Genomic DNA, 23,470 nt, shown 5'->3' with positions numbered 1-23,470 from the left:
TCAGACAAAAATACCGTGCCCAGGCAAACGCTGTCGCAGACACGGTATCCCCTAACATTATTGTAAGACGACGTACTGGCCGCTGATCCACTGGTCGCCGCCCAGATTATACCAAGTGACGCCGTTCACGGTCTTCTTGGCATAAAGCTGCCAGGCGCTGCCGTGGGCTAAATACTTGCCCGCGATGCGGCTGCCGTCATTGCGCCAGACGGCAATGCCGTAACCCGGCACGTAGTTGATCCGGCCGACGCCGCGGAATGCCTGGTTCCCGGTGCTGCCTGAGCCCGAATTACCGATCTCCATGCCCGCGGCCGGCAGCCAGAACTGGCCGACACCCGCAGCATTCGCCAGCAGATACATGGTCGCGCCTTGGGTCGTTGTTGCTTTTGCGGTGATCCGGTAGGTTTGGCCCTTCAAAGCCGCACTGCTGCCAGCCGGCTTGAAGCCGGCGTCCGTCAGATAGTACTTTGTGGCAGTGCCGGTAACCAGCGCATTACCTGTGGCAGCCTCTTTCGTCGCCACGGTGTCATAGGCTGTCCCATTCATGGCTGCTAACTTTTGCTGCACGAGTGCGGCAAACTGATCCATGCTGTAATGCCAAGAAGCAAAATATGCTTCCGGGTCGGTGTGGTTCGTGTTGCCCAACCACTGAGATACCGCATTGTGGGACCAAATCGTTCCCTGGCCAGTGTGATCAGCCAAAACGGCCGGCAAATTGTATTTCTTCAGCAAAGTCGCGACGTAATACGCGTCGTTATTCACGGATTGGGCGAAATCCTGCGCGTTATGCTCCTCAACGAGTTCGATCTGAATGAACCGCTGATTGGCAAAGTAGCCAGCGCCCCATACCGCATAATCCGTCGGGTGAATATTGACCACTTCGCTATGGTCCACAAAAGCATGGACGTAAGCTTCCCGCTTCTGCCATTCCGTCTGCATCCGGGTCACTTCTTCATCCAAGGTCATGTCGGGATCAGAGGTTTCGTGAATGACGACCCCCTCCGGCTTGCCAACACCGTTGCGATAACCGTTCATATGGGTGAACGTCGTGGGTTTGGCGATGATCGGCGGGTTGCTGAAATGCTGATCGTTGATAAACTGATTGTCCACCGCGACGGGCTGAATCAAGGCGTCGCTGCGGTAGGACCAAGTCTGGGCCATTTTGGGCAAGGCTGCTGTCCCCAGGATGGCCGCGCAGGCTAAACTGAGTAATAAATACCGTTTCTTCAAGATGAATTTCCTCCTCCAGTGTTCGTCCTTCCTATCTTACCACGAGAACCAGGGAGATAAGAAAAAACGCCCGAACCGGTCAAAACCGGTACGAGCGTTTTTGTGAAGGGAAATTACTTAACAGTGATAGTATCAGGGGCCATAACCACAGGCTTGAATCGTCCTCATTCCATATCGGTTCCATATTTAATTGAAAATGACGCTTACACGGTCACTTGAAGACCTGACCACTGCCTCGGATGTACTGTGTCGGGATGTACTCACTCGTGCTGACTTTGTAGCAGACCTGGCCGCGAATCTTGACCACTGTGGCCGAAAGCCAGCGGCTGCCACTCTTGAACTTGGTATTGGATCCAGCGATCTGCTTGCCGCTGGAGTCGACGGCAGCCACACCATAGCCTGGCACGTAATTGATCGTGATCAGACCGGCCTGGTCCGTGTACTGCTGTGGCAGCCACCAACCCCGACCGATGTTGTAGCACGCCTGATTGCCGATAATGCTGATGCCATTGGACCGCCAGGCCGTCCCGTGCTTGAGTACCAGATTACTGCCAGGCACCTGCTTACCGTTGTCGCCAAGAGCAGCCACACCGTAGCCTGGAACATATTTGACCGTCACAACATTGGGATTGTCTGCTGCAGGGGAGCTGTTGGACACGCCGCCCGCCAGATCAGTCGCCAGCTGGGCCTTGCTAATTCCCCAAGACGCCAAGTAGGCATACGGGTCCACGTGATCACCGCCATAATTGGCCGTCACCCATGCGTGTGTCTTGATCCCTCGATTGCCTGCACTGCCCTCATCGAGAGTGAGCGGGATCCCGTAGGTTTGTGCCGACTGGCGGGCCAGAGCAATATACGCCTGGTAATCCGCCCGGAACGTCTCACGGTCCGCTGTGCGAGCCAGTTCGATTTGCACAGGGGCATAAGGGTTGGCTGACAAGGCCGCCCAGGAGACGTAGCCAGGTTCGCCGATCTGATAAATCTGGCCGCCACCACCTACGAAGTACGTCGAATATGCGTTGCTCCAATTGCTGCGCATGAATTTGACCTCGTTCAATACGGCATTGGCATCATACACGTCCTTCTGGTTGCCTGACTCGTGGAGGATCACATACCACGGCAGTGCCACCCGTGCATCCCCCTGGTTGGCGCCCAGGGCATACCCTTTATTGATTGACAGTGCCATCCTTGGTGTCCTCCTTCGGCCCAGTCTTGAGCTGAGCACCGGCGTCCCGTTGGCCTTCATGCTTCTCCTCCGGCACTGTGGTCAGGGGAGCAGCCGGCAGTGTCTGGGCCTCGTTGAGACTCGCAGGGCTGGCCGCACTCTCGGTCGTACCGAAGGCCGTGGCCGACAGTCCTTTAACACCGTCGAACAGGCCCGAGGTAGCAGCACCCAGCAGCAGACCTTGCAGCGCAGCGGGTACCCAGTTACTGTCCTTGGTTGCAACCACCGACACCAGACCGGCCCCCACACCCAGGCCCATGGCGATCCACGGCAGCCACTTGTTATTGACCTTTGTCTGCTTGATGGCCTGCACCAAGGCCAAAATAATAGCGGCGCTGATCACCAGCTCCGCTGCCGTACCGAGATTTAACGTTTTGATAAAATCCATTATCCATCGTCCTTCTTTCGTTCGTTGAGTTCTTTCCGTAGTCGGTCGACTTGCTTTTCGGACGCCAGCCACTTGGAATAAATGGCATCTCGTTCGGCTCGGAGGCTCTCGATGAGCTTGTCACGGCTGTCGACATCGTCATTGTGTTCTTCACGGTGATTCTTCTTGTTAAATTCGAGATACGCCAGCAGCCCCAATAGCAAGGGGCTTAACACATTTAAGAGCGGCGCCAGTTGCTTAATGATCTCCTCCATTAGCATCGCTCCCCCTTGCCAGCAAGATAATAAATGCAGTCACCGCAGCGTTGCTCATCCACGGCATAATGTCAGTACCCAACGCCACCCAGTGGAGTAGCTGATAAGTCGCCAAGGCGCCCATGGTCATGGTCGATAGCACAAGGATTGCCCGATTCCATCGGATGTCTTTCGCACCTAACAGCACCCAGAGGAGATAGGCCAAGCCGACCAGCATAAACCAAAAACCAACCCAGTCATCGTTGGCAAAAAGCAAAAAATCCCCTGGAGGCCAGCGGAAATAGTTGTCATGATTAACTAGGAAAATACCTGTTCCGATGTGCAACAGGCCAAGCACCTCATGCTGCGGATTGTCTTTAATCCGCTGCCACATCGCTCTTCACCTCCTCACACCAGAAGTCCAGCCAGGAAGCTGGCAACCACCAACAGGATTACGCCTGCGGCTTGCCAGCGTCGTCGTTTTTTTCTGTGTCAAGAATCTTTTGGACCTGGGGCCGGATTACTTCGGGGACTTCTTCAATTTTGCGGCCACCGTCCAAAACATTGGCAGCATACAGGGCAGATAAGGCACTAAACTTGAAATTCAACATGATAAGTTCCTCCTATTTTTGAGTAACATAATGCCGCTACTTTTCAGCAGCGGCTGCATCGATAAGTTTCTTAACGTCGTCCCGGATCAATTCCGGGACTGAATCAATGGTTCGCTGGCCGTCAGTGATGGCCTTGGCATAGAGCTGCTTGATGGCATTCATTACTTCGTGCCCCCTTCGTCTGCTGGCTTGGTGTCGTCCTTAGCAATCGTACTGGACAGTACCAAGTCAGAAATTTCCAGCAGCGCAGCCTGCAACTGTTCGGCCTGTGAGCTGGCACCCTCTGCCGCTGTCTTGGCATCAGTCGCCGTAGTATTGGCCGCAACCGCAGTCTGACCAGTGGACTTCAGACCAGCAGCAAATTCGCTCAATTGCAGCTTGAGCGCGTCTGCCGACCCGTCAATCCATTTGAGCTGACTCCAATCATAAAATGGGAGCTTGGCTTTGAGATCGTCTGGGATTGGATCAGTGGTATACGGATGCGTAGCTTCCACGTCCGTCGGCCAATACATTAGCGCAAAATACGTCCCGTCTGGCCGGACTTTTTCATATGTCTTATAAACCTTCTTCATTGCATTTTCTGCTATTCTATTTACGTCCTTTCATTATTTACTTCTGCCCATCCATGATCAATGCCATTCGTTAAACCTCCTATTCTGAGATTACTTGGAACACGCTTGTGTAACCAAAGGACATGCCCCATCCGTTTGGACCAGGGTTAATCCAGAATATGTTCGTATTCATCGGTGTGAAAGTTAGTGTGTTTCCTGTCAGCTTAACAGTAATGTTGTTCCCGGTCGGATAATTGAACGACATGTTATTTCCCGCCACTGCTTGTAAAATCCAATCCTCTGGTTTAAGCAAATAGCCTTCGTGCAATTGGCTTATCGAAAGGGTGATTGGTCGATATCTGAATCGATAAATATAATCAGATGTAACTGGCAACGGATCTGTAGATGTAAAGACACTATCTGAATTATGAATATTAAAGTTGAGCATGAACATCAGGCTTCCCATAAGCTGATCTCCATCTGGCACTGTTACTGACCTGGCCTTTCCGGTAATCGTTATCCCTGGCACATCCAACAACTTCAATAATTGACCGTCATCCGGTTTCTTCACGAACTCTTGCCCTCCAAGTGAAACGGTGTCTCGCTCCACTCCACTAACTATAAAAGACAATGTCATCACCCCTTTTCATCGACCGCCCAGATGCCGTTTTGTTTGTCGGCGGTGCTGAGTTTGTCGTAGGCCGTACGCGTAATCGGTTTTATATAACCAGCCAGCGCTGTGTCGATCTGTGCGCTGACCTGATCGGCTGTACGGTATTTTGCACCGCCTTCGATGGTCAGGTACTTTTTATCAGCGTCTACCTTAGATAAAAAGTCAGCGACCAATTTATCAGTCGTCGTGTACTTACTCATATCTGGTGCTGGGACAACAATGGCGATATTGCCGTCAGTGGCTGGCAGAATCTTATCACCGCCATTAATGGTCACGGACCGGGCAGGCTTACCCAATTCGTCCTTGGTGGCATAGGTATCTTTGATCCGGCCTTCCAGCATATCCAATGCGGCCTGGCCTAAACCCGATGTGCCGTCCTCTGGCAAGATGATCTCTAGTTTGTCAGTGTCACCGATAGTTGAACTGATCCAATACGCCTGAGACGAACCGGCGTTGTCTGGATAAACGTATTGCCCAGCCTCAAACGTCACGATGGAATATAGGATCTCCTCCCCGGGGGTCTTGTCGTCCACTGGCTTAGCAAACAGCCCGAGTGTGTTGAGTGTAAACGCCTTGGCCGTCTTCGATTGGTCAAAGACAGCTTTCACTTGGACCGTCGTGTCATCGACCACTTTGGCGCCGCTGACCTGTGTCTCCTGATTGACCGGGATATCCTTCGCAAGTACTATAGACAGTTCATCGTCAGTCTTCGCGTGCAAGTCAATCTCGCTGCCGACTGCCCGCGTGAACATTATCTTGGTCTGGCCCGCCTGGACCTGAGCAGTCAATTTTAAGCCTGCAGTCGTAAATGTATTACGATTTGTTGCCATTGTTCAGCCCCCTTTCATGGTTTTAATGCCGCTGGTACGACTACGCTGCTGCGAGTCCGTGTTGATTGCCCGATGTAAACACCCATCGGATCCGTTTGGACCACGTGCGAGATCGTCAGATTGACCGGCACGTATTGGTTCAACATGCCAAAAAGACGCTGCGTGAGCGATTTGCTCAGTGAGTCGGTCAGCACGAAGATCCGGAACGTCGGCCCGTCAACTTGTACCGTCGCCTCAGCAAACCCCATGACCTTGAGCAGTTCCCGGAGATAATTGATGGTGATTGGCCGCGGTGGCAACAGATGTAACAGCACATCGTACCGGCGTGTCTCCAAGTCAGCACCTGGCAACGGCGTGATGCCGAGCATGTCCTCGTACACAGATATCCCGTCCACGTCAGCCAACATGATGGACTGGTTTCGTCCGGTGCGGATCACCGTGGCGTACAGCTCATCCAGTTGGGGTTGCTCAGCTTTCATCAGTTCGTGCATATCTAGCACATCGTCATAATAATCTAGCAGCAGGCTCTCCAGCCGAATCAACTCAGCCATTAACTGTCACCTCACCTAACACCGGCAACTCGGATAATTTGCCAGTAGAAACTAGTGTGATATCAGCGTCACCGCCGGCAATCGTCAGGTCTGTAGCGTTGATAATTCCAGGAATCCGGAGCACCGCCGCGATGATCTGCGCCCGGATAATCCGCAACGTGTAAGACCGGTGAGCAATATCCATATTTCCCCACGTACGTCGAACAGAATCAAAGTAGGCTTCAATGGCATCGTGAATCTTGGCCTTAACTTCGACCACTTGGACGCTGCCATCGGTTTGAACGGTTACCACAACATCAATATTGCGCTCAGTCGGCCCAATGACTGTTACCGTGTGTCCAATGGGTGCCAATCCGTAGCCATCACCAGGCATGTCCTGTGGATCAATTGCAGCCTGCACATCGTGGATCAGCTGATCACTGGGCGTCGAATAATCGTTGTCCAGGATGACCAGCTTGACTGTGCCGCCGCCATTCCAAGTCGGGTAAATCTGCACAGCTCCCACCGTGTGCAACTGAGCTACCATGTCCTGATAATCCGCCACGTTCCCGCCGTATGCATTGACGTTGTAATTGGCTAGGATCCGTTTGCGAAATTCATCGTCAGTCTCGACGTTGCGAGCCGGCACACTGATCTCGATGATTTGAGCATCGGCCACGTCATCATTCGGCGTGATTGGCAGGATTTGGCCAATGTAGTGGTTGGGTGCATCGCCTGCAGTTTCGCAGATAAGCTGACCCGTGCCATCGTCGTTGACTTTGCTCACACCGTAGAAATATGGAGACGAACCAATACTGGCGAAGCGGTCCCCAACCTCCACGGTTACCGGTTTACCGTCTCGGTCCAGGAAGCGACCAGTAACAACGGCTTTGGACGCCGCAATGCGGGTTAATCCCCGTTCTTGCCCACGGTAGTCCAGATACTGGTCAGTAGCAGTCTGTGTGTAGCTATCGAGAATCCATTGCCGAATGTACAGGATCACTTCGGCAAAGCTGTAAGCAGACGGTGCTAGTGCATCATAAATGATTGAGCCCTCGCGGCTGTCGATGTTGCTTGGTACTTTTTCCAGTGCCTTGTCCTTCCAATAGTCATAATCCAATTTGGCCAACTGGTCGGCCATTTCCTGCGGCGTCATGTTGTCACCTCGCTTTCAATATTCAACAGTCCGAACTGGGTCGTCACAGTAGCAAAAACCGACAGCTCATCACTACCGGTCTGCTCAATCTTGTTAATTTGCACATCATTCACCCGATCGTCAGCCTTCAGAGCCTCCACCAGCATTCGCCGCACTTCAGCTTTCACATATGGCATTTCCTTACCCAGTAATTCGGCCAGGTCGTTGCCATACTGATCATCATAAATGGGCCAGTCAAACCGCTCAGTCCGCAGTATCTTGTCAATCGCTTGACGTGCTGCATCCTGACCGTCAATCATGCCCACAATCCGGCCGTTGATCACTCGATAGGTGAGTGACGGCGCAGTGACCTCAATCACATCACCTTGGTTGTCCATCACTCATCACCTCCGGTCTTTTCTAAGACGAAGAACGACTGACCGCCGTCAGAGCGGATCATCACAACGCCGTCGCCAGCCTTCAGTGATTCGTCCACTTCAACCTCCTCTGTCCGATCATTGTCGCTTGTATCCGTTCGGTCCTTGTAAGTGATCTTGACCTTATGCTTGGTCACATGTAGACCGAGCGTCAGGAAGTTGTCCGTGAGAATCATCGAGTTACTGAGCTGAATCTTGAGCGGCGAGACGCTGACGACCTTGCCATAAACCAGATCAGCGTACTCATTGGGCTTACCGCCCCGCGAACTCATTTGATTCAGCATCCATTCGCCAGCCATCAGATACTCACCTCCAGATCCATTGTCCAGTTCTTCGGGTCAAACTTGTGCGTGAGCTTGGTGATATTGACCTGGCGCGGGCCAATGCCGATATCAGTCAGGCTCTGCACCTTGATGTAGCAACTGTCCCCGGCCCGCAGATCGGTGGTACCTAAGGCGGTCAGCTTCAGCGTGCGTTCCTCTTTGTTCTTCTCCCGCAAAATATCCTTGGCCTTCTGCTGCATGGCAGCGGCGTTCATCTTGTCGTCATTGACCTTCTCGACAACTTGCAACTTGCCCCATTTACTGACAGTCGAGCCAGATGCTGACTTGGTGGCCAGGGTCGTGTTGGCCGGATCATCACCGCTGGACGAGTCTCTTGCGGTCGCCGTGGTTTTACCTTCGTCCTTCTTGGACTTCTTGACCACTTTCACTACGTTCGCCACGTCGTCAATGCTGGTGTCGTACTTCCAATCCGTGAGCAGTGACTTATCGCCAATGATGATGTCACTCTTGGCGGACGGCATGGCCAGGAACTCAACCGTGCCGTCATTGTCGCGGAGAAAATATCGTTTGCTCGTTGCCGTGGCCGTATCGTCCAGGTCGGCCTTGATCATGTCGAAATAGGTCTCCCCATCGGACACTTTGGCTGGCAGCTTGTAACTGGATCCCGTCACCACTCGATACGGAATCCCTGCTGCCTTGCACATAGTTTCAAAACGTTGGCTGGCAGTCCCAGCAGGCCAAATGATACTGTCCTGATTTTTCAGATATCGCATATTGTCGTAAGCGGTGCAAGAAAATACCTCATCGCCGGTGTATGAGACTTTGAAGATGTGGCCGAAGAACACCTTGACGCCGTTCCAGGAGAAGCGGACTTCATCACCATTCTGCGGTGTGAACCAGTCCTGGACTTCAATCAGATCAAACGTCAGCGTGCCGGCTGCAAAGCCAGTATCGACTTCCAGCTGAGGCGTGGTCTTCAAGATTGGCAGCACATTCCAGCGTTCGGGGTTACCCCGTCTGCTGATTTGAAACGTTGTCGCTTTATCCATTGATCACACCCCTTTCAGACTTGATGCTGATACCCAACCCTGCGGCAAACCACCGAGAGTAGCCACGTGGTAGGGCCGTGCCCGTCCCGGAGCCACCAGGGTGATTTTCAGCTTTACGTTGTGCTCCTTCATTCCTGGCCCGCCGCCATAAGAATCCCGGAACAGCTGGCCATTGGCCACCACTTTCGAGCCAATGCCCAGCTTTTTAGCCGGGGCGGCACGGGCCGTTCCCTTCTTAACTGCGATCTTTTTACCGGATGGTGCCGTCTTAACAGTCATCCGTTTGGCCTTGTACTCACGCCACTCAGTCAGCGACAGCGTGTACTGATATTCAATTGAGTTTCCAGCCTTGAAGCCAGACTCGAAACTGTCAATCTTAGTGAGCACATTAATCTGTGTGCCAGATAGGACAACCCGCACCGGCTTGTCTGCATCTCGTGCAGCGGTCAGCCAGTCGATATAAGACTGGGCATCTGGCAACGGATTTTGAGCTGTCACCCAGTGAGCGTCGGAAGTCAGCGGCAGCGTTGACTCAATCGACAACGGAATCAGCTTGCGTGTCGTGTACCGCTTAATTTCGCCAAGACCCAACACGGTTGCTGTATCGCCATCGACCTCGCCTTTGACCATCAACTCCGCCGGTGTGACCGGCAGTTCGATGGTCTCATTGCTGCCATTCGTCAGATAAATACCGACATGATCCAATCAACTCACCTCCTAACTCGACAGACCGGCATCAGCTCGGCCGCGCAGATAATCCTCAATTGTCCGCACAATCGACTCACCGTCTTGGGCAGTCGCTGCATTGACCACGATGGCCCCTGGAGCAACTGTCACTTGTCGGCTGGTCGATTGACTGTTGTTCGTCGTATTGCTATTCCCAGCCAAGCCTAAGCTTGATGGAGCATAAGACGGCCCATTACTACTCGGGCCACTAACACCGATGCCGCCACTATTCGCACCTGTATATGCAGCGCTAGAAAGGGCACTCCCAGCCGCCGCCACCGGTGCCAGGTTATCCGTGATCCCCTGGGCAGCACCCAGAGACATGAATTTACCCAGCTCACCGAACAACTTGGATGGGGAATGGATATCCGCCTTGGCTCGGACCGCCTTATCTGCTTGCGCAACCAGTGCGTCAGCAGCAGCCGTCACGGCACCCAGTTGCGACATGATACCGCCAGCCAGACCGGCACCAATCATAGAGCCAGCGCTGAACGCCTGAGCAGCACCCGTGCGCATCCGACTAATAGCCACCATGACCAGCATGGAGGAAGCCATCATCACACTGGCACTGCCAGCTTGAATCCCAGCGCCGATTGCACTAGCCAACGCTTGACCAGCAGCCATTGCGTTGCCTGTGCCGCCCTGGAAGGCACTCACCAATGAGTTGATAGCCTTAGAAGCCATATCCCCAATGGCGCTGAGCCCTTCCTTAACGACTGAGACCGCGCCGACCATTGTCTCTAAGCTGTCGGCCGCAGCGGCTGCATTCGTTGCAATGCTCCGGACCTTACTCGCAACCAATGCCGTAGCGGCTCCTAATAGAGCCATGTCAACAGCAGCGACCGCTGCACCAGCACCCAGAGCAATGATCCCGGCCATCGCCACGAGAGCCATAACCCCGACGAGCATTAAGCCCGCCATCGCAACCATTGCACCGACGCCGACCATCATTAAACCAACCATGGCCATCATGCCGCCAACCATGAGCATCATGAGCCCTGTGAAAGCCATCATCGCCATCGTGAAGACCATGATCAGTCCGACCATCGCCATCATGCTACCAACCATCACCATCATCAGGCCCATCATGGCCATCATGCCGCCCATCATGACCATCATTAATCCGGTGAAAGCCAGCATGGACATTGCAAAGACGAGCATTAAGCCCGCCATCGCCATCATCCCGCCGATCATCACCATCATGAGTCCAGTCATAGCGAGCAGTCCGCCAGCCATGAGCATAACGAGCCCTGCAAAGGCCACGATGCTGGCCGCAAACAACATAATCAGGCCAACAGACGCAATGAGCGCTGCCGGCATAAGCAACAAGAGTGAGCCAGCTAACGCTAGGAACCCGACCGCAGCCGACAGCCCAAATTGAGCCACCAGTGGCAATGAGACTGCAATCAGTGCAATCCCAGCACCAGCGAGGAACATGCCAGCACCGACCAGCAACGCCGCCGCGCCCAGCATCAACATCGTGACACCGAATACCAGCATCGCTGGAATAGCAGCCGTTAATGCACCACCAAACACGGCGAAGACAATCACTAGACCAGCAATCACCAAACCAAATGCAGCCATCGCGATAGCACCTTGCATACCCGTCGCAGCCAACGGTGCCATCGCTAATGCCATGACACTGACTGCCGCGCCGAACACTGCAATCCCGGCCATACTAGCTTGAAGTTTGCCGCCCAGCAGAGCAAATACGCCAGCCAGCGCACCAACGACCACGCCAAACGTGATCATCGCAGCAACGCCCTTTTCGCCAGTGTTCGCCAGCGGGGTCATAGCCAAAGCCATCCCGCCAACCGCGCCAGCAAATACAGCAATACCGCCGGCACTCGCTTGGAGCTTCTTGCCCATGAGTCCCAGCACAACAGCCAGTCCACCAACAACACCGCCGAATGTCGCCATATTAGTGACAGCGTTCGGACCAGCATTGGCAATGCCTTGCATCGACTTAGCCAGCAGAGCGAGACTCGCGACAACTAACGCAATGCCCGCCATCTTGATTCCAAAATTGAGACCGCCGGCAAGAGCTTGTTTCAGGCTCCCGACCTTTGTGGCGGCATCCTCCGCACCTTTGCCGGCTTTGCCAAGAGACGACAGTTTACTCGCCAACTTGGCCACGATGCCGACTACAGGCAGGACAGTCTTCTTAGCGACTTTCCAGGCAATAAATGCTTTAACTGCTTTGCCAGCCAGATCCTTAATCATAACCAGCTGTTCTGGCGTCAAGGATTGGAGCCATTTACCAAACGCGCTGATAGCCCTGGCCGCAATTTTCATCGCCTTGCCGACACCTTCGGCAGCCATCTGGATCGGGTTGAGTTTCTTGCCATCAGGTATCTGATTGAACGCGGCCTTGACGAAATCCAAGCCAACCGACACATCACCCCAGGCGTCAGAGAGAGCCTTGACTGCACCGGTATCAACCAACGCAGACCAGAAATCAGTGACCCACTTTTTAGCTGTGGCGAACGCCTTAAACGCATTATCAGCAATCTGGTCGAAGTTAATCGACGCAATCTTGTCAGACAAGCTGCTGATGACGTTAATCCCGACCTTGGAAACCCGGTCAAACGCCCCTTGGAGCTTGTTAGTCACCCCTTCCCGCAGTCCGTCCATGGCTTGACCAACGGTTTTGTACTCCGTCGCCATTTTCGTGAACGCGCCGCTGGTACCAGTTTTCGTGATCGCATTGAAGAAGTCTTGCGTCTTAACTTTGCCATCTTGGATGTTTTGAACCAGTTGTGACGTGGTTTTACCCATCGTCTTGGCCACGGCCGCAATACCCGCAGGGGTTTGTTGCAGCATCAACTTAAAGTCAGCCCATTGGACTGTCGGTAGCGCAGCCATTTGCGTGGCTTGTTGGCTCAACGTCTTCATGGCCTGGGCTGGCTCAGGAGCTGCTGCGGCCAGACCGCCGAACCCTTTAACCAGCTCAGTGGTGTTCTTTGTCCCGACAGCAGCCAGTTGGGAATACGTGGAGGACATGTCAGACGCCGAGTAAATGGTCTCCGTGGCGTAGTCTTGCAACTGCTTTTTAACAGATGCAATTTCTGCCGGACCCTTGCCCATGTTCGCCATGTTACCCTCAAACGTCTTCCAAACCGCAGACGCTTCACCGAGGTCACCAATCAGCCCACCAATTTCATTCTTCACGGCTCCGAGTGCATTGCTGATACCATTGCCAATCACATTGGCACCCAGCATTGACTTAAATGCACTACCAAGGGAGGAGGTCTTGCTGGTGACCGCATCGATACCCTTACTCAAACCGCCCATGATATTGCCACCGAACTTGCCTTTGAGCGAGTCAAATCCTTTACCGGCATTGCCCAGCCCACTGTCCAGCTTGGATAGTGCGCTGGAGAAGCGGTCTTGAATTTCAATAGAACTGCGAATCGTCGCCATGGCCGACCTCCTCTCTAGTGTCTACGGTGACTGCGGGCTTTCGCCTCAGCCTCACGCTGCTGTTTCTTCTCCTCTTCCTGTCCGAGATCAATGCCGGCAATCACGACGGCTTTCTCCCGGACGGAGAGCGCACTCCATTGCTTCGGTGTCCAGCCGAATTGGCGCATAGCGAACCAGTAATACTGGAACTCAACGCCATAGCCGGCCTTGACTAGTTTTTTACTTGTTCTCGGAGATCATCAACGTCTTCATCAGCATCGAAACCGCTGACTTCTTGTACAGCCAGTGCCAAGTCGGTATACTCACCGATTTTGAGCATCTTCTTGATGGTCGCTACCGGATTACCAGGAGTACCCCAGCTCTTTTGCAGCTTGGCGTTGTTGACATCAGGACTAACCAATGCATTGACCACTAACAGATCCACGTAAAGGTCTTGGTCAGTCTGTGCAGTGATTACGCCGGCCTTGTTCTTCGTCCGGCGGGTTGCCTGTTTCTTCAAGTCTTCAGCCACATCGGCCCCAACCGCTTCAACGACGAACGGCTGCTTAAAACGCGGAAATTTTACTTCCTTGGTTTCTTTCGTGGCAGCAACGTTTTCGGCAAGGAAAGCGTCAATACCCACTTGTTCGTTTTCAGTCATGTCAATCCTCCTATGCTTCGTTAAGGCCATTGAAAGGTGTCACCAATTCGCTGCCCTCGAATGTGAAATCAGACTCCCAGTCCAGCACACCATCGTCAGAGTTCAGGTTGAGCAACGGGATGTCGTCCAGGTTCACGTCTTGCAGCAGAATTGTTTGCTTGCCCACGCGGCTAGTGTTGTCTTCAATCGTGGCAGAAATGCTGAAATACAGATCAGCACCGCCCTTAACGAAGTCAGTGCCGTACTTCATCCAGTTACTATTGATCAAGTAACCGGAGAGTGTGCCAGTCCCCTTCATGCTGGTGGTCTTGTTCTTAGTGGTCCGGGATCCGATCACCTGCACTTCTTCCTTGTTCTTCTCCCATTTCGCGCTCAATTCTTCAAGCTCGATCATTGGGATGTTCTGGCCGTTAATCGTGGCGAACACCATCGCCTCCTTGGAGGAAATTGTGTCGCGAGCTTCCAGAAATTGTGAAATCGTATGAATTTCAGCCATGCTTTATTCCTCCTTAAACGGTCACTGTCATATACAGCTTTTCCATGGCATCAGCCGGAGTGACGGCCAAATTGACAACCACTGTATCCAGGTCTTCGCCGGGATCCACGCTGATATCCGCAGCGTCAAATGCACCGAGTGCGCCACTAGTCACCAGGCCGTTGAGATACTCGACCCGATTGCTCTTGAACAGGTCGCGACCGGCACCATTATTGGTGATTTTACCGATAAACGCCTTTTCGAACGTGTCCTTGGTGTTCTGGGCAATATCGTCCAGCACCCGGATAACCCGGTTCTTGGCCAGATCACTGCGCTTGTCCTGGGTGAAATTGTGGAACGAGTTGATGTCCTGTTCAATGACCACTGTACCGTCGTTCCGAACTGTGAACAGCAGCTTGCCAGCATTGAGCGCAAGGATTGTATCTTCGTTGTTTAACCGGCCAATCACGTCCGAAGCATTGGGATAAACTGCATAGGTCAGTGACTGATTCAGCGGAACTGCCGATTCAACGCCGGCAATATAGCCCGCTGCCTCGGTGGTGGACAATTGCGTGCCGTCAGAGAGCACTACCCCATTAGCCACCACAATAATGCCTTCATAGTCGTAGTCAGCGCCGACCGTGTCTGGGATGACTGCTTGTACCTTTTGACCAGCTTCTTCCCGCAGGCGCTTAACGGTATTAGCCAGCAGCACATGAATCGGTGCGTCGTCGGCGTAACCCGCAGCCGTCAAGATGGCGAATTGCTGTGTCTCCAGGGTGTTGATCAAGGCGTCCGCGTCGACCTCACTGGTTGTATCCGTGGTGCCACCAGCTAACGGGCTGGTAATGCCATTGGTCAACCCAGTGATCAGTGCTTTGCCGTCGTCAGCCTTGGCTGCATCAGTCACGGAAACTGCAGTGTACTCAGTGCCATTAAGCTGGCTGGCAGTCTTAACCGTCTGTTTATTGACGGCTTCCGTGCCGAAATACGTGGTGACGATCACCGTGCCAGCCTTTGCCGGATTTGGTGACACACCCACCGTGATTTGGTTACCAGTTTCACCGGGATAAAGTGCCTTGAAGTCCCAGGGCAGCTTGTCGTCCTTGAACTCGGCCGTCTTGCCCGTGTTGATGTTGTAATACAGGACCTTGAGCGCGCCCTTCAGCGTCTCATGCAGTGCAGTGAGCACGCCTTTCTTCTTTTCGTCAATCTTGACGACTGCACCATCGGCCGTTGCCTCAGACGTTACACCAAATAGGTCCGCGTCCAGGTCAACGCCTAGCAACTGCTTAAAATCACTGTCCGGGGACAACGTGATGATCCCGTTCTGGCCCCAGCCCAGGACGTTCCCGCCTACAAAAAAGACGACGCCACGTGATCCCGTGACACCGCCCTTGCGATTCGGCGCCTTGACGTTGATGTACGCGCCGGGCCGCCGCTTATCGTGTTTGATAAAAGTTCCACCTGCCATTAGAACAGGCCTCCTTTCAGTTGCTTGACTGCTTCCTTAGCTTCATCGGCCGTATAGGTCCGTCCATCGACCAGCGCTGTCTCCAGCAGGTCGTGTTGAGCTCCAGAGAGCTCCGTTGAGCTGAGAAAATCTTGCTTCGTAAATTGTGGTTGTGCCTTTTCATCGGCCATCGGCCACGCCTCCTTGATATTTCATGCCGCCAAATGGCGGATCCTTTTCTTTCGGATATGCCCGAATGTTGAGATCAAACGTCATGCTGAGATGCTCGTCCTCCACGGCCAAGTCCTGGTTAATGAGCTTGGCATAACCCGGTATCTCGGTCAGATTTGATTGCAACTGTTCAGCCATCGCGTCTAGTTCCTCATGGGGTTTAATCCCCGGCGGGAAATAGACCACCTGATAGCTGAACGTGCGTTTTTGCCAGCCAGTGAAATCATTAATGTGATTGACGTGGATTCGATGGACATAGAAAGACGGCTCGGAAAAGCCGCCTTCCTGATTTTCCAGGTAAACCGGAATATTTGGCCAATGCTGATCCAACGTGTCGCTGATCAATCTTGTCACGTCCTCGATGTCAATCACCTCCAAAGATTTGGTTCAATGCTTTCTCCGTCTCCGGCTCGATAATCTTATCCATGTTGGCACGCAGGTCCGCTTCGGTGGACTTCCACATAAACGTGCCTTCGACCCATGGCTTTTTGAGTCGCTTGCCAATCGCTGGCACGTATCGGCCGACAACTTGCCGGTGCCCATTCTCAACAAATGAGATGTACTCGGTGTTGTTGTAAATGTCGAACGTAAAGGCACTGCCCGTGTAATGCGGCTCAGTGACATCCCAGCTACGGCGCCCGGTTCCAGTATCGACCGGTGTCCGCTGTTTAACTTCTTTCAAAGCATAACGAGCCACCAAGTCCAGTGACCGCTCGATTGATTCAATCATCACCTTGGCCTGGACAGCATCGTGTACCTTCTTGGCGAATTCCTGGAACTCGGAATCGTCAATCTTTGCCCAATCCGACATTTTTCTTCCCCGCCTTCTCGTCGAGGATCATGGCTACCTCTTGATGGCTGCCATAACCGGCATAACTACGACTGGCCCGCTTGTAATGAGTGACTTGACCGTTCATGGACGTGACCGTTATATGCGCACCGGCTGGCACCTCAATCCCATTGTCAATCAGCAGTTTGGCGTCATATCCATTGGACAGGAACTCTTGCTGATCACCAGCTTTGAGACCACTCATGATCACCTTACCGGGAATATTCGTCGCAATGGTTACATCTTGCTGCTCGGTGACCGACCCGTTTTTAACGGATACTTGACCGGTGATGGTCACCTTATCGTTGTACAGGATGTGCAGAAACCGAGCGTGGCTTTGTAACTCATCGATAATCACATGATCACCTGCCGGAAACTATTGAGCTGGGCCCGATAGTTGTTATTGACTGTATCGACACTAGCCAGTGTAGAGATAACAGCAGACTGGTCCCTGAAGGTAATAGACGTGTCCCCCTCGGAGACGCTCGCCATCGCTTTACCGTTAGTGCCAATGGGCGCTAATAACGCACGCTCGTTGATGATCGTCCCCATCATGCCGATGAGCACCAGGTCCAGCTCAGGCGGCAACTCAGTGATGGGGATGTGCGTGTAGTTGCATACATCGTTGATAACCTTATCCAGTATCAGGTCCATTACTGCATTGTATTGGGCCTGGTCTTGGCCATCGGGCTTGGGATAGAACACTTTGGATCGTGTCAGGACTTCATCCTTGCGAAAAAACTTAGGCGTGTCCATTTGGCCACCACCTAAGCAGCAGCCGTAACGGTCACGGCCACAGTCGCGGTCAAAGCGCCAGACGTCAGCGTGATCGTCGCTGAGCCAACGGCCACAGCCTTGATATCAAAGCCACTATCCTTGTTGGCTGCCACAGTAGCAATATTGTCATCACTGGACTTAGCAGTGACAGCCTTGATCACATCAGCAGCATCAGTGGCGTCAGACGGATCCGCCGCCACGGTCACATTCTTGGTGTCACCGACTTTCAACGCAGCCGTCTTCTGACCAGGCACAATTGAGCTAGTCAGCTTAGGAAGCACCGTGAATCCCTCGACGTCCACCCAGTTGCTGGTCTTGTCACCGTCTTCCAAGCGACCGCGATGGTCTCCAGTCGCGACCACAGTCCCGGGTGCCAGACCAGTGATGGCTGCCTCCGTGTCAGTGCCTGAAAACAGCGGCGTGTCGCCATCCTTTTTATAAATCTTCAATTGTTCCGTCATGGTGTCCCTCCTCACTGCTTGTTTTGCCTACGTACCTTGGCACCGTCCGCTGTAGGCTCACTGGCGAGTGTGAACGATGCGTCTATTTTCCCGGCACAGACTTGCCGATTGTGTGCTGTAAGCCAACGATGCCGATGTTCTTCAAGTCGTAAACGGCTTGCCAGTTTGCCGGCTTCGCCAGGTCTGCATTGGTCGCAGTCAAGTTGCCAGCATCCCGGTCTGCATCGGTCCACTTAATCCCATAAGGATGCAGCACGAAAGCCCGGCGAGTGTAAATCTTGTTGGTGCCGGCTGCGGCATCGCGATCGGTTTCAAACGTGGTCAAGGATGCTGGTGTGCCAGCATTGCGGCCAAACGAACCAGTTGCCAGCATGTACGTGGTGTAAGTGCCCTCGGCAGTTGGCTTTAACGCGTCATCAACTACTACCCGATAACCCAGGTAAGTGGGGATGTTGATATTGGCGCCTGCCGGTTGGACAAATTCGATGAGCTGCTGTTTCTGCAAGTCGGTGTAAACAGCCGAATGCATGAACAACAGTGCCAACGAACCAGAGTGGTCACCGAGTAACTGCTTGGTGTCTAACACGGCCGCCGCATCGATGCCAGCACCCGTCTTATTCAAGTGATCTTTTGCCAAAGGACCGCCATCGGCAAACAGCCCATTCAGGGTCGCCGTCATAACGACCTGCTCACGGCGCAGCCAATAGTTGCCGACCTTAGCCAGCATGGACCGCAACGGATCACTGCCGGACATTACTGCCGCCATTTCATTCACAGCCCAGCCACGGCCACGGTACAGCACCGCAGACTGGTCAGAACCAGCGACAATCTTGCCGGTACTCAAGGACTTGTCACCATCGCCTAGTACCTCATCGTCACCATTCAGGTCATTCCAGAAAGGCATGGTGACGGTTGTACCGCCAGCCGTGATCATTCGAGATACACGTTCATCAGACACAGCCACGCCGGACTGCACCAAGGCAGAGTTTTCGGTGGAATACTGTTCGGTGTACGCGTTATAAATTTCAGGTGTGATCGTATCGAGCACACGGGTTAATTCGTTTGCCATTATTCATCGGCTCCTTTATTGGCCAGTGCCTCAGTCAGATTCAGCTTCGGGTTAGCCATAATATTTTTGATGTCGCCACCAACGGGTTGCCCATTGCCGGCCGGTTCATATTCAGGTTTGGGGTCACCTTGGAACAGATAGGCGTTGTCTTTGCGGATGGCAGTCAATTGATCGTCGAGACCGTCAAGTTTGCCGTCGTCGGTCAGCTTGATTTTGTCCATATCCAGCAGGCCTTGTAACGTACGCGGGTTACGCACCTTAGCCGCCGTCAGAGCGCTGTCCAAAGCAGCATGGAGCTTGGTATCGCTCAACTGCTGGGTCAGCTTCTCGGTGTCGGCCTTATACTTACCTTCCAGCTCCGAGTATTTCTTGGCCAGCTCCTCGTTGTCCCCTGCATTCTTCCGCAAATCCTTCAGGTCCTTGTCGCGTTCAGTGATTTGGGACTTCAAGGATTCGTTCTCGGTAGACAACTGCTCCAACTTTCCGGCCTGGTCCTTGTACTCACCAATAGCCTTGCCGTGAGCAGCCATGACCTTGTCGATGACGTCTTTTTCCAAGCCAAGTGATTCCAAATATTCTCTATTCATGTTTTCCAACCTCTTTCGTAGATTTGTAACGCGGGACGACCGCGCTCAAGGCATAGTAAATGAGCCTTTTAACGACTTGCTCAGGTCGAGTGATTATTTTTGGTTGCCTTTCATCATGGCCGCGAGCGTTTCACTGGCCGCGATGACCGCAGTCTCTTCTGACCGCCCTTGTTTCTTCGCTTCGTCATACATTGTGAGCCAGCTGTTAACCAATACTCGCATCGATTGGCTCATTTCATCGTTAAAGACCAAACCCTTCATGTCCATGAGGGTCATCTTTTTCAAATTGTCCTTATCCATTGATTTACCTCCGTTTTCAGGCATAAAAATAGCGCCCAACTTGTGGACGCTACTTAATTTGTACCGTTCAATGCTGCGTTCATCGCTTTAACAAACGCTTCTTGTTCTTTCTTCGTCATCTTCAGTGGCTTGATAACTTTCATACCATTTCCATCAACGACGAACTTGTCATCATGATTCTGCGTCGGATCCATTGGCAACTTCCCCCTTCAGGACAACTGTCATTCCGTTGTCACTTACCTCAATACCGGTTATCTTAATTTTAGCACGTTTATCAATCAGAATCTCTTTTTCGTGCTCAAAATTTGAAACACTTTCGATAGCGACTGCATTGATTTCCTTTGGCACGTTCAAATCCAGTCGAATATTTGTGGAGAAGCTCTGTGTCACCCTTTTATCATAAGTTGTGGACATGTACGCCGGTTCCATCACTTCGAACGACGGCAACATTGCCAAAGCAGCGTTGACTGCCGGAATATTGGATTTATCAATGCCAACGGCAGCAGTGTTTATGGTCTTCTGCAAACTAGCTCTGGCTGGCTGATCAAGGCTCTCCAGCCATTTGCTCGGCATATCATAAAGCCCACGATAAACGTGAGTGTCACTGCCCAACGGATGCTGCAACGCCTTATGGAGATTGCTTTCAATTTCGCTGATTGTCTCAGATCCGCCTACACCATACCGGAGAGAATTATTAATCCTTTTGGCATACGATCCGAGGGTGTATTTGTGTATTGCGTCTCGCTGATTCTCCGGGAGTTTTTGAATATAGCCGGTGTTTGCGTCCAACCCTGCCTGATCAAAGTCCCGATAATTGCGCTTTTCCGGTTTCGGTGCGTTTGCCTTATATCCGTTCTTCTTCCAGTCCTCAAATGATGTGTTATCAATCAGCTCTCGCTTGCCAGTATCCGGATCTTTGGCCCACCGCCGGCTTGGTAATGACTCCAGCGCTGGCTCATAAGGTACTGTCGTGCAGCGGCAATGTGCGTGCATTACTGGATAATTGACTCCCTCTTTGCGGTCAGCAGTATTGAAATGCTGTCCATCAAGCTTCCGGCATTGAGTGCAGGTATGTGCTTCCAGCGTTGCCAAGTACGTGTATTCCTGGACATCCATTTCCTTATACGACTGAGCCGTGGCCTCCTCCGAAATGTGAGCCATTTCGCTGATCACCAATCGATGGATGACATGCTGGCTGAAATCCTGAAGCTGGCCGCGCATCTCACGCTCGATCCGCTCATAGCTGTATCCCAGAGTAATGTTTTGGCTGAGATTTTTGACTAGCAAGGCCGGTAGATCATTGACAGTGTTCTTCCACAACCTCCGAGAGAAATTGCCACCCTTCCAGGGCTTACTGACTACCAATGCCAATTCCTTGGTATCGAACGTCTGAAAGTTTGCAGCAATCTGCTGACGAGCCATTTGGATGTTGTAATTTGTGCGCATATACGTGTCATCGTACTGGCCGGCCAATGTTGACTGAAACTTTGGTGACTCCGAATCGCTGTACTCCGCCATGTGTTGTGCAATTTGAAACTGTAGTGCCTGTAACCGACTGATGCGGCTCTTGATGTATTCCAGGTCAAGCTCTTGGTCATGACCGCCTTCGATGGCTTTGGCTCTGAACTCGTCCAGTGTCATCTGCCACGTCTTGGTGTTCATTCCTGACATCAACGCCTGGGCATCAGTGATATCCATCGTGCCATCCGTCTTGGCGTATCTTGCGTACCACTGCTGGAGATCATCCGCAGCACTCTTATATGCTGCATCCAAACGACTGACCATGCCGGCCTCGTATTTGGCCGAGTGCCGCTGCATGTTGACCTGTGTCTGCAAGAAACGGCGCTCCCAATAACTAAGCCTTTTCTTCGCCATCTTCGTCACCATCTTCGCCATCGTCCTTGCCTAACGGATCAGGACTGGCGAATGGGTCGGGTGTCTGGGCCCGCTCCTCCTTCTCACGCTTTCGGTCGCTCAGCTCATCCTGCCAATCAGAGACTAGCGGATTGTTCTTAGCGATGGCTTCATCAGATGTGACTTGCGACAGTTTGGAGATAATGTCGGCCTGTTCCACGTCGTTCTGAATACCGCTGCGGATCCAGGTCTGCTTGATGGAGAGATCGGACGGTTTATTCAGCTCATCCAGGATAAAGCGCACCAGCTTGTTGATTGACGGCCGGAACTCTGATTCCATCTGGCCAACTTTGAGCTCCAAAGGGCCATACAACATCTTCATGGCCACGCCAGTCATATTGGTGCCAGCCTTGAGGTCTTTAGGGTTAACTCCTTGACCTTGGATAAAGATATTGTCAAACGTCTCCTGCAGCAACTCTTTCCGGGCGTCCACCGGAATATCAATGGTCAGCTTGCTCAGGCCACTGTTGTCGCCGCCCTCTGACTCAAACTCAGCCATCTTGTATTGACGGAGGTTCTGGAGGAACTCGTCCTTGTCAGTCCCTGAATAGTTGGTCAGGATCAGGATGACCTGCTGCACGTCCTGGACATCATTAACGAAGCCGTTATACACCAAGTCGTAAGCGTCAATCAGTCCCTTCACCGCACGCAAATCACCGGATTTGTCTGATTTGTTGTTGAACGGAATGAACGGAATGCCGTTGAATCCATGGTTAATTGTGGCCGTATTGTCCATCGCCTCGGCATTGACCGAATCAGTCACGCCAATGCGTTGATCATAAATCATCGTTGAGTACGTCTGACCCTGCTCGCGCTTGAAGAATGTGGCCTGATCTTGTGTCCAATATTCATCGAAGATATACACCTTGCCGTCCGAGGGATCCAATTGCTCATAGGTGCGGCGCACTGCCTGCAGCTCATCATCCAGAGTGGACTTGTATATTGGCGTCACCTCATTGGGCGGCACGATTGCATACTTGAATTGGCCTTCTGGACCGTGCCAGCAGTGAATCCAGCCGACACCGGCAAGCGAAGCATCCACAGCTAGCCGAAACAGTGTCTTGTTCCAATCGTCGCCGAGCACTTCGAGTACCTGCTTGTTCAGTGAGTCGCTGCCAGTGTCAATCATTGGCGGGCGAGAAAACCCGAACGCTGCCTTTTGGTCAATCAGCAGCTGCAAGAAATTTGAGCTCACACGACTGTCGTGCATTCGCAACGGATTGTCCGGCTTGTCAGTCTGCTCATCGGCTTCGCTCTTCTGCTTCTTACTTTTCAGCACAATGTCATTGCGATTGTGGTAGTACCGTTTGGATTCCTTGTATCGGTGATCACGTTTCACCAGGTCGATATCGGACTGCTCAAACACCTTACGTGCTGTGTCCAAGTCCATTGGTTTTGCATTTGCCATT

Annotated in this window: 33 protein-coding genes; all 33 read right to left on the bottom strand. The window is 52.7% G+C overall.

Annotation, left to right across the window (positions count from 1 at the left end; translation table 11 throughout):
• Positions 1-57: 57 nt before the first annotated feature.
• Positions 58-1,230 (bottom strand): peptidoglycan recognition protein family protein, encoded by a 1,173-nt coding sequence (locus FMM01_RS02215; protein ID WP_150391580.1) that lies wholly within the window; start codon positions 1,228-1,230, stop codon positions 58-60.
• A gap of 211 nt (positions 1,231-1,441) precedes the next feature.
• Positions 1,442-2,416, bottom strand: a complete 975-nt coding sequence (locus FMM01_RS02210; protein ID WP_150391579.1) for a peptidoglycan recognition protein family protein — start codon at positions 2,414-2,416, stop codon at positions 1,442-1,444.
• On the bottom strand, positions 2,397-2,843 hold the full coding sequence (locus FMM01_RS16180) for a phage holin family protein (protein ID WP_190973442.1): 447 nt from the start codon (positions 2,841-2,843) through the stop codon (positions 2,397-2,399). Before FMM01_RS16180 ends, FMM01_RS02210 begins: the two co-directional genes overlap by 20 nt.
• Positions 2,843-3,097, bottom strand: coding sequence for a hypothetical protein (locus FMM01_RS02200; RefSeq protein WP_150391578.1), 255 nt, complete (start codon positions 3,095-3,097; stop codon positions 2,843-2,845). The genes FMM01_RS16180 and FMM01_RS02200 overlap by 1 nt, the downstream gene beginning before the upstream one ends.
• Complete coding sequence (locus FMM01_RS02195; RefSeq protein ID WP_150391577.1) at positions 3,081-3,470, bottom strand: hypothetical protein; 390 nt, start codon at positions 3,468-3,470, stop codon at positions 3,081-3,083. Before FMM01_RS02195 ends, FMM01_RS02200 begins: the two co-directional genes overlap by 17 nt.
• A 58-nt stretch (positions 3,471-3,528) precedes the next feature.
• The gene (locus FMM01_RS16175; RefSeq protein ID WP_190973441.1) at positions 3,529-3,687 is read right to left on the bottom strand and encodes a CD1375 family protein; all 159 of its coding nucleotides are present in this window, start codon (positions 3,685-3,687) and stop codon (positions 3,529-3,531) included.
• A 36-nt stretch (positions 3,688-3,723) separates the two neighbouring features.
• Positions 3,724-3,849: a CD1375 family protein gene (locus FMM01_RS16615; RefSeq protein ID WP_263405058.1), complete on the bottom strand. Its 126-nt coding sequence runs from the start codon at positions 3,847-3,849 to the stop codon at positions 3,724-3,726.
• Positions 3,849-4,259 carry a hypothetical protein gene (locus FMM01_RS02190; RefSeq protein ID WP_150391576.1) on the bottom strand — a complete coding sequence of 137 codons (411 nt, stop codon included), beginning with the start codon at positions 4,257-4,259 and terminating at the stop codon, positions 3,849-3,851. Before FMM01_RS02190 ends, FMM01_RS16615 begins: the two co-directional genes overlap by 1 nt.
• Before the next feature lie 79 nt (positions 4,260-4,338).
• Positions 4,339-4,809: a hypothetical protein gene (locus FMM01_RS02185; protein WP_150391575.1), complete on the bottom strand. Its 471-nt coding sequence runs from the start codon at positions 4,807-4,809 to the stop codon at positions 4,339-4,341.
• Between the two features lie 65 nt (positions 4,810-4,874).
• The gene (locus FMM01_RS02180; RefSeq protein WP_150391574.1) at positions 4,875-5,741 is read right to left on the bottom strand and encodes a hypothetical protein; all 867 of its coding nucleotides are present in this window, start codon (positions 5,739-5,741) and stop codon (positions 4,875-4,877) included.
• Positions 5,742-5,755: 14 nt separating this feature from the next.
• Positions 5,756-6,292 carry a putative phage tail protein gene (locus tag FMM01_RS02175; RefSeq protein ID WP_150391573.1) on the bottom strand — a complete coding sequence of 179 codons (537 nt, stop codon included), beginning with the start codon at positions 6,290-6,292 and terminating at the stop codon, positions 5,756-5,758.
• Positions 6,285-7,427: a baseplate J/gp47 family protein gene (locus FMM01_RS02170; protein WP_150391572.1), complete on the bottom strand. Its 1,143-nt coding sequence runs from the start codon at positions 7,425-7,427 to the stop codon at positions 6,285-6,287. The genes FMM01_RS02175 and FMM01_RS02170 overlap by 8 nt, the downstream gene beginning before the upstream one ends.
• Complete coding sequence (locus FMM01_RS02165; RefSeq protein WP_150391571.1) at positions 7,424-7,804, bottom strand: DUF2634 domain-containing protein; 381 nt, start codon at positions 7,802-7,804, stop codon at positions 7,424-7,426. The genes FMM01_RS02170 and FMM01_RS02165 overlap by 4 nt, the downstream gene beginning before the upstream one ends.
• Positions 7,804-8,142 (bottom strand): DUF2577 domain-containing protein, encoded by a 339-nt coding sequence (locus FMM01_RS02160; protein WP_150391570.1) that lies wholly within the window; start codon positions 8,140-8,142, stop codon positions 7,804-7,806. The genes FMM01_RS02165 and FMM01_RS02160 overlap by 1 nt, the downstream gene beginning before the upstream one ends.
• Complete coding sequence (locus FMM01_RS02155; protein WP_150391569.1) at positions 8,142-9,176, bottom strand: XkdQ/YqbQ family protein; 1,035 nt, start codon at positions 9,174-9,176, stop codon at positions 8,142-8,144. Before FMM01_RS02155 ends, FMM01_RS02160 begins: the two co-directional genes overlap by 1 nt.
• A 3-nt stretch (positions 9,177-9,179) precedes the next feature.
• Positions 9,180-9,881, bottom strand: coding sequence for a hypothetical protein (locus FMM01_RS02150; RefSeq protein WP_150391568.1), 702 nt, complete (start codon positions 9,879-9,881; stop codon positions 9,180-9,182).
• 12 nt (positions 9,882-9,893) lie between these two features.
• A complete protein-coding gene (locus FMM01_RS02145; RefSeq protein WP_150391567.1) occupies positions 9,894-13,325 on the bottom strand; it encodes a tape measure protein in 3,432 nt (1,143 codons plus the stop codon).
• A gap of 14 nt (positions 13,326-13,339) precedes the next feature.
• On the bottom strand, positions 13,340-13,492 hold the full coding sequence (locus FMM01_RS16170; RefSeq protein WP_190973440.1) for a hypothetical protein: 153 nt from the start codon (positions 13,490-13,492) through the stop codon (positions 13,340-13,342).
• A gap of 44 nt (positions 13,493-13,536) precedes the next feature.
• Positions 13,537-13,965, bottom strand: coding sequence for a phage tail assembly chaperone (locus FMM01_RS02140; RefSeq protein ID WP_190973439.1), 429 nt, complete (start codon positions 13,963-13,965; stop codon positions 13,537-13,539).
• A gap of 10 nt (positions 13,966-13,975) precedes the next feature.
• Positions 13,976-14,452 (bottom strand): phage tail tube protein, encoded by a 477-nt coding sequence (locus FMM01_RS02135; protein WP_150393223.1) that lies wholly within the window; start codon positions 14,450-14,452, stop codon positions 13,976-13,978.
• A 22-nt stretch (positions 14,453-14,474) separates the two neighbouring features.
• Positions 14,475-15,914, bottom strand: a complete 1,440-nt coding sequence (locus FMM01_RS02130; RefSeq protein ID WP_150391565.1) for a phage tail sheath family protein — start codon at positions 15,912-15,914, stop codon at positions 14,475-14,477.
• Positions 15,914-16,084, bottom strand: coding sequence for a hypothetical protein (locus FMM01_RS16165; RefSeq protein ID WP_190973438.1), 171 nt, complete (start codon positions 16,082-16,084; stop codon positions 15,914-15,916). The genes FMM01_RS02130 and FMM01_RS16165 overlap by 1 nt, the downstream gene beginning before the upstream one ends.
• A complete protein-coding gene (locus FMM01_RS02125; RefSeq protein ID WP_190973437.1) occupies positions 16,074-16,469 on the bottom strand; it encodes a phage tail terminator family protein in 396 nt (131 codons plus the stop codon). Before FMM01_RS02125 ends, FMM01_RS16165 begins: the two co-directional genes overlap by 11 nt.
• A gap of 19 nt (positions 16,470-16,488) precedes the next feature.
• On the bottom strand, positions 16,489-16,935 hold the full coding sequence (locus FMM01_RS02120) for an HK97 gp10 family phage protein (RefSeq protein WP_150391563.1): 447 nt from the start codon (positions 16,933-16,935) through the stop codon (positions 16,489-16,491).
• Positions 16,913-17,311: a hypothetical protein gene (locus tag FMM01_RS02115; protein WP_223849990.1), complete on the bottom strand. Its 399-nt coding sequence runs from the start codon at positions 17,309-17,311 to the stop codon at positions 16,913-16,915. Before FMM01_RS02115 ends, FMM01_RS02120 begins: the two co-directional genes overlap by 23 nt.
• A complete protein-coding gene (locus FMM01_RS02110; RefSeq protein ID WP_150391562.1) occupies positions 17,308-17,709 on the bottom strand; it encodes a head-tail connector protein in 402 nt (133 codons plus the stop codon). The genes FMM01_RS02115 and FMM01_RS02110 overlap by 4 nt, the downstream gene beginning before the upstream one ends.
• Positions 17,710-17,720: 11 nt before the next feature.
• Entirely contained in the window at positions 17,721-18,191 is a 471-nt protein-coding gene (locus tag FMM01_RS16700) for an Ig-like domain-containing protein (protein WP_336495144.1), read from the bottom strand.
• Between the two features lie 82 nt (positions 18,192-18,273).
• Positions 18,274-19,260, bottom strand: coding sequence for a major capsid protein (locus tag FMM01_RS02095; protein ID WP_150391561.1), 987 nt, complete (start codon positions 19,258-19,260; stop codon positions 18,274-18,276).
• Positions 19,260-19,847, bottom strand: a complete 588-nt coding sequence (locus tag FMM01_RS02090; RefSeq protein ID WP_150391560.1) for a phage scaffolding protein — start codon at positions 19,845-19,847, stop codon at positions 19,260-19,262. Before FMM01_RS02090 ends, FMM01_RS02095 begins: the two co-directional genes overlap by 1 nt.
• 93 nt (positions 19,848-19,940) lie before the next feature.
• Positions 19,941-20,147 (bottom strand): hypothetical protein, encoded by a 207-nt coding sequence (locus tag FMM01_RS02085; RefSeq protein WP_150391559.1) that lies wholly within the window; start codon positions 20,145-20,147, stop codon positions 19,941-19,943.
• Positions 20,148-20,200: 53 nt separating this feature from the next.
• Positions 20,201-20,341: a hypothetical protein gene (locus tag FMM01_RS16160; RefSeq protein ID WP_190973436.1), complete on the bottom strand. Its 141-nt coding sequence runs from the start codon at positions 20,339-20,341 to the stop codon at positions 20,201-20,203.
• Positions 20,319-22,034, bottom strand: a complete 1,716-nt coding sequence (locus FMM01_RS02080) for a minor capsid protein (protein ID WP_190973435.1) — start codon at positions 22,032-22,034, stop codon at positions 20,319-20,321. The genes FMM01_RS16160 and FMM01_RS02080 overlap by 23 nt, the downstream gene beginning before the upstream one ends.
• Positions 22,003-23,469, bottom strand: coding sequence for a phage portal protein (locus FMM01_RS02075; RefSeq protein ID WP_190973434.1), 1,467 nt, complete (start codon positions 23,467-23,469; stop codon positions 22,003-22,005). Before FMM01_RS02075 ends, FMM01_RS02080 begins: the two co-directional genes overlap by 32 nt.
• Between the last annotated feature and the right edge of the window lies 1 nt (position 23,470).

Source organism: Schleiferilactobacillus harbinensis (genome assembly GCF_008694105.1).
Classification (GTDB): Bacteria; Bacillota; Bacilli; order Lactobacillales; family Lactobacillaceae; genus Schleiferilactobacillus; species Schleiferilactobacillus harbinensis.
This window is presented reverse-complemented; position numbering and strand designations above follow the sequence as displayed.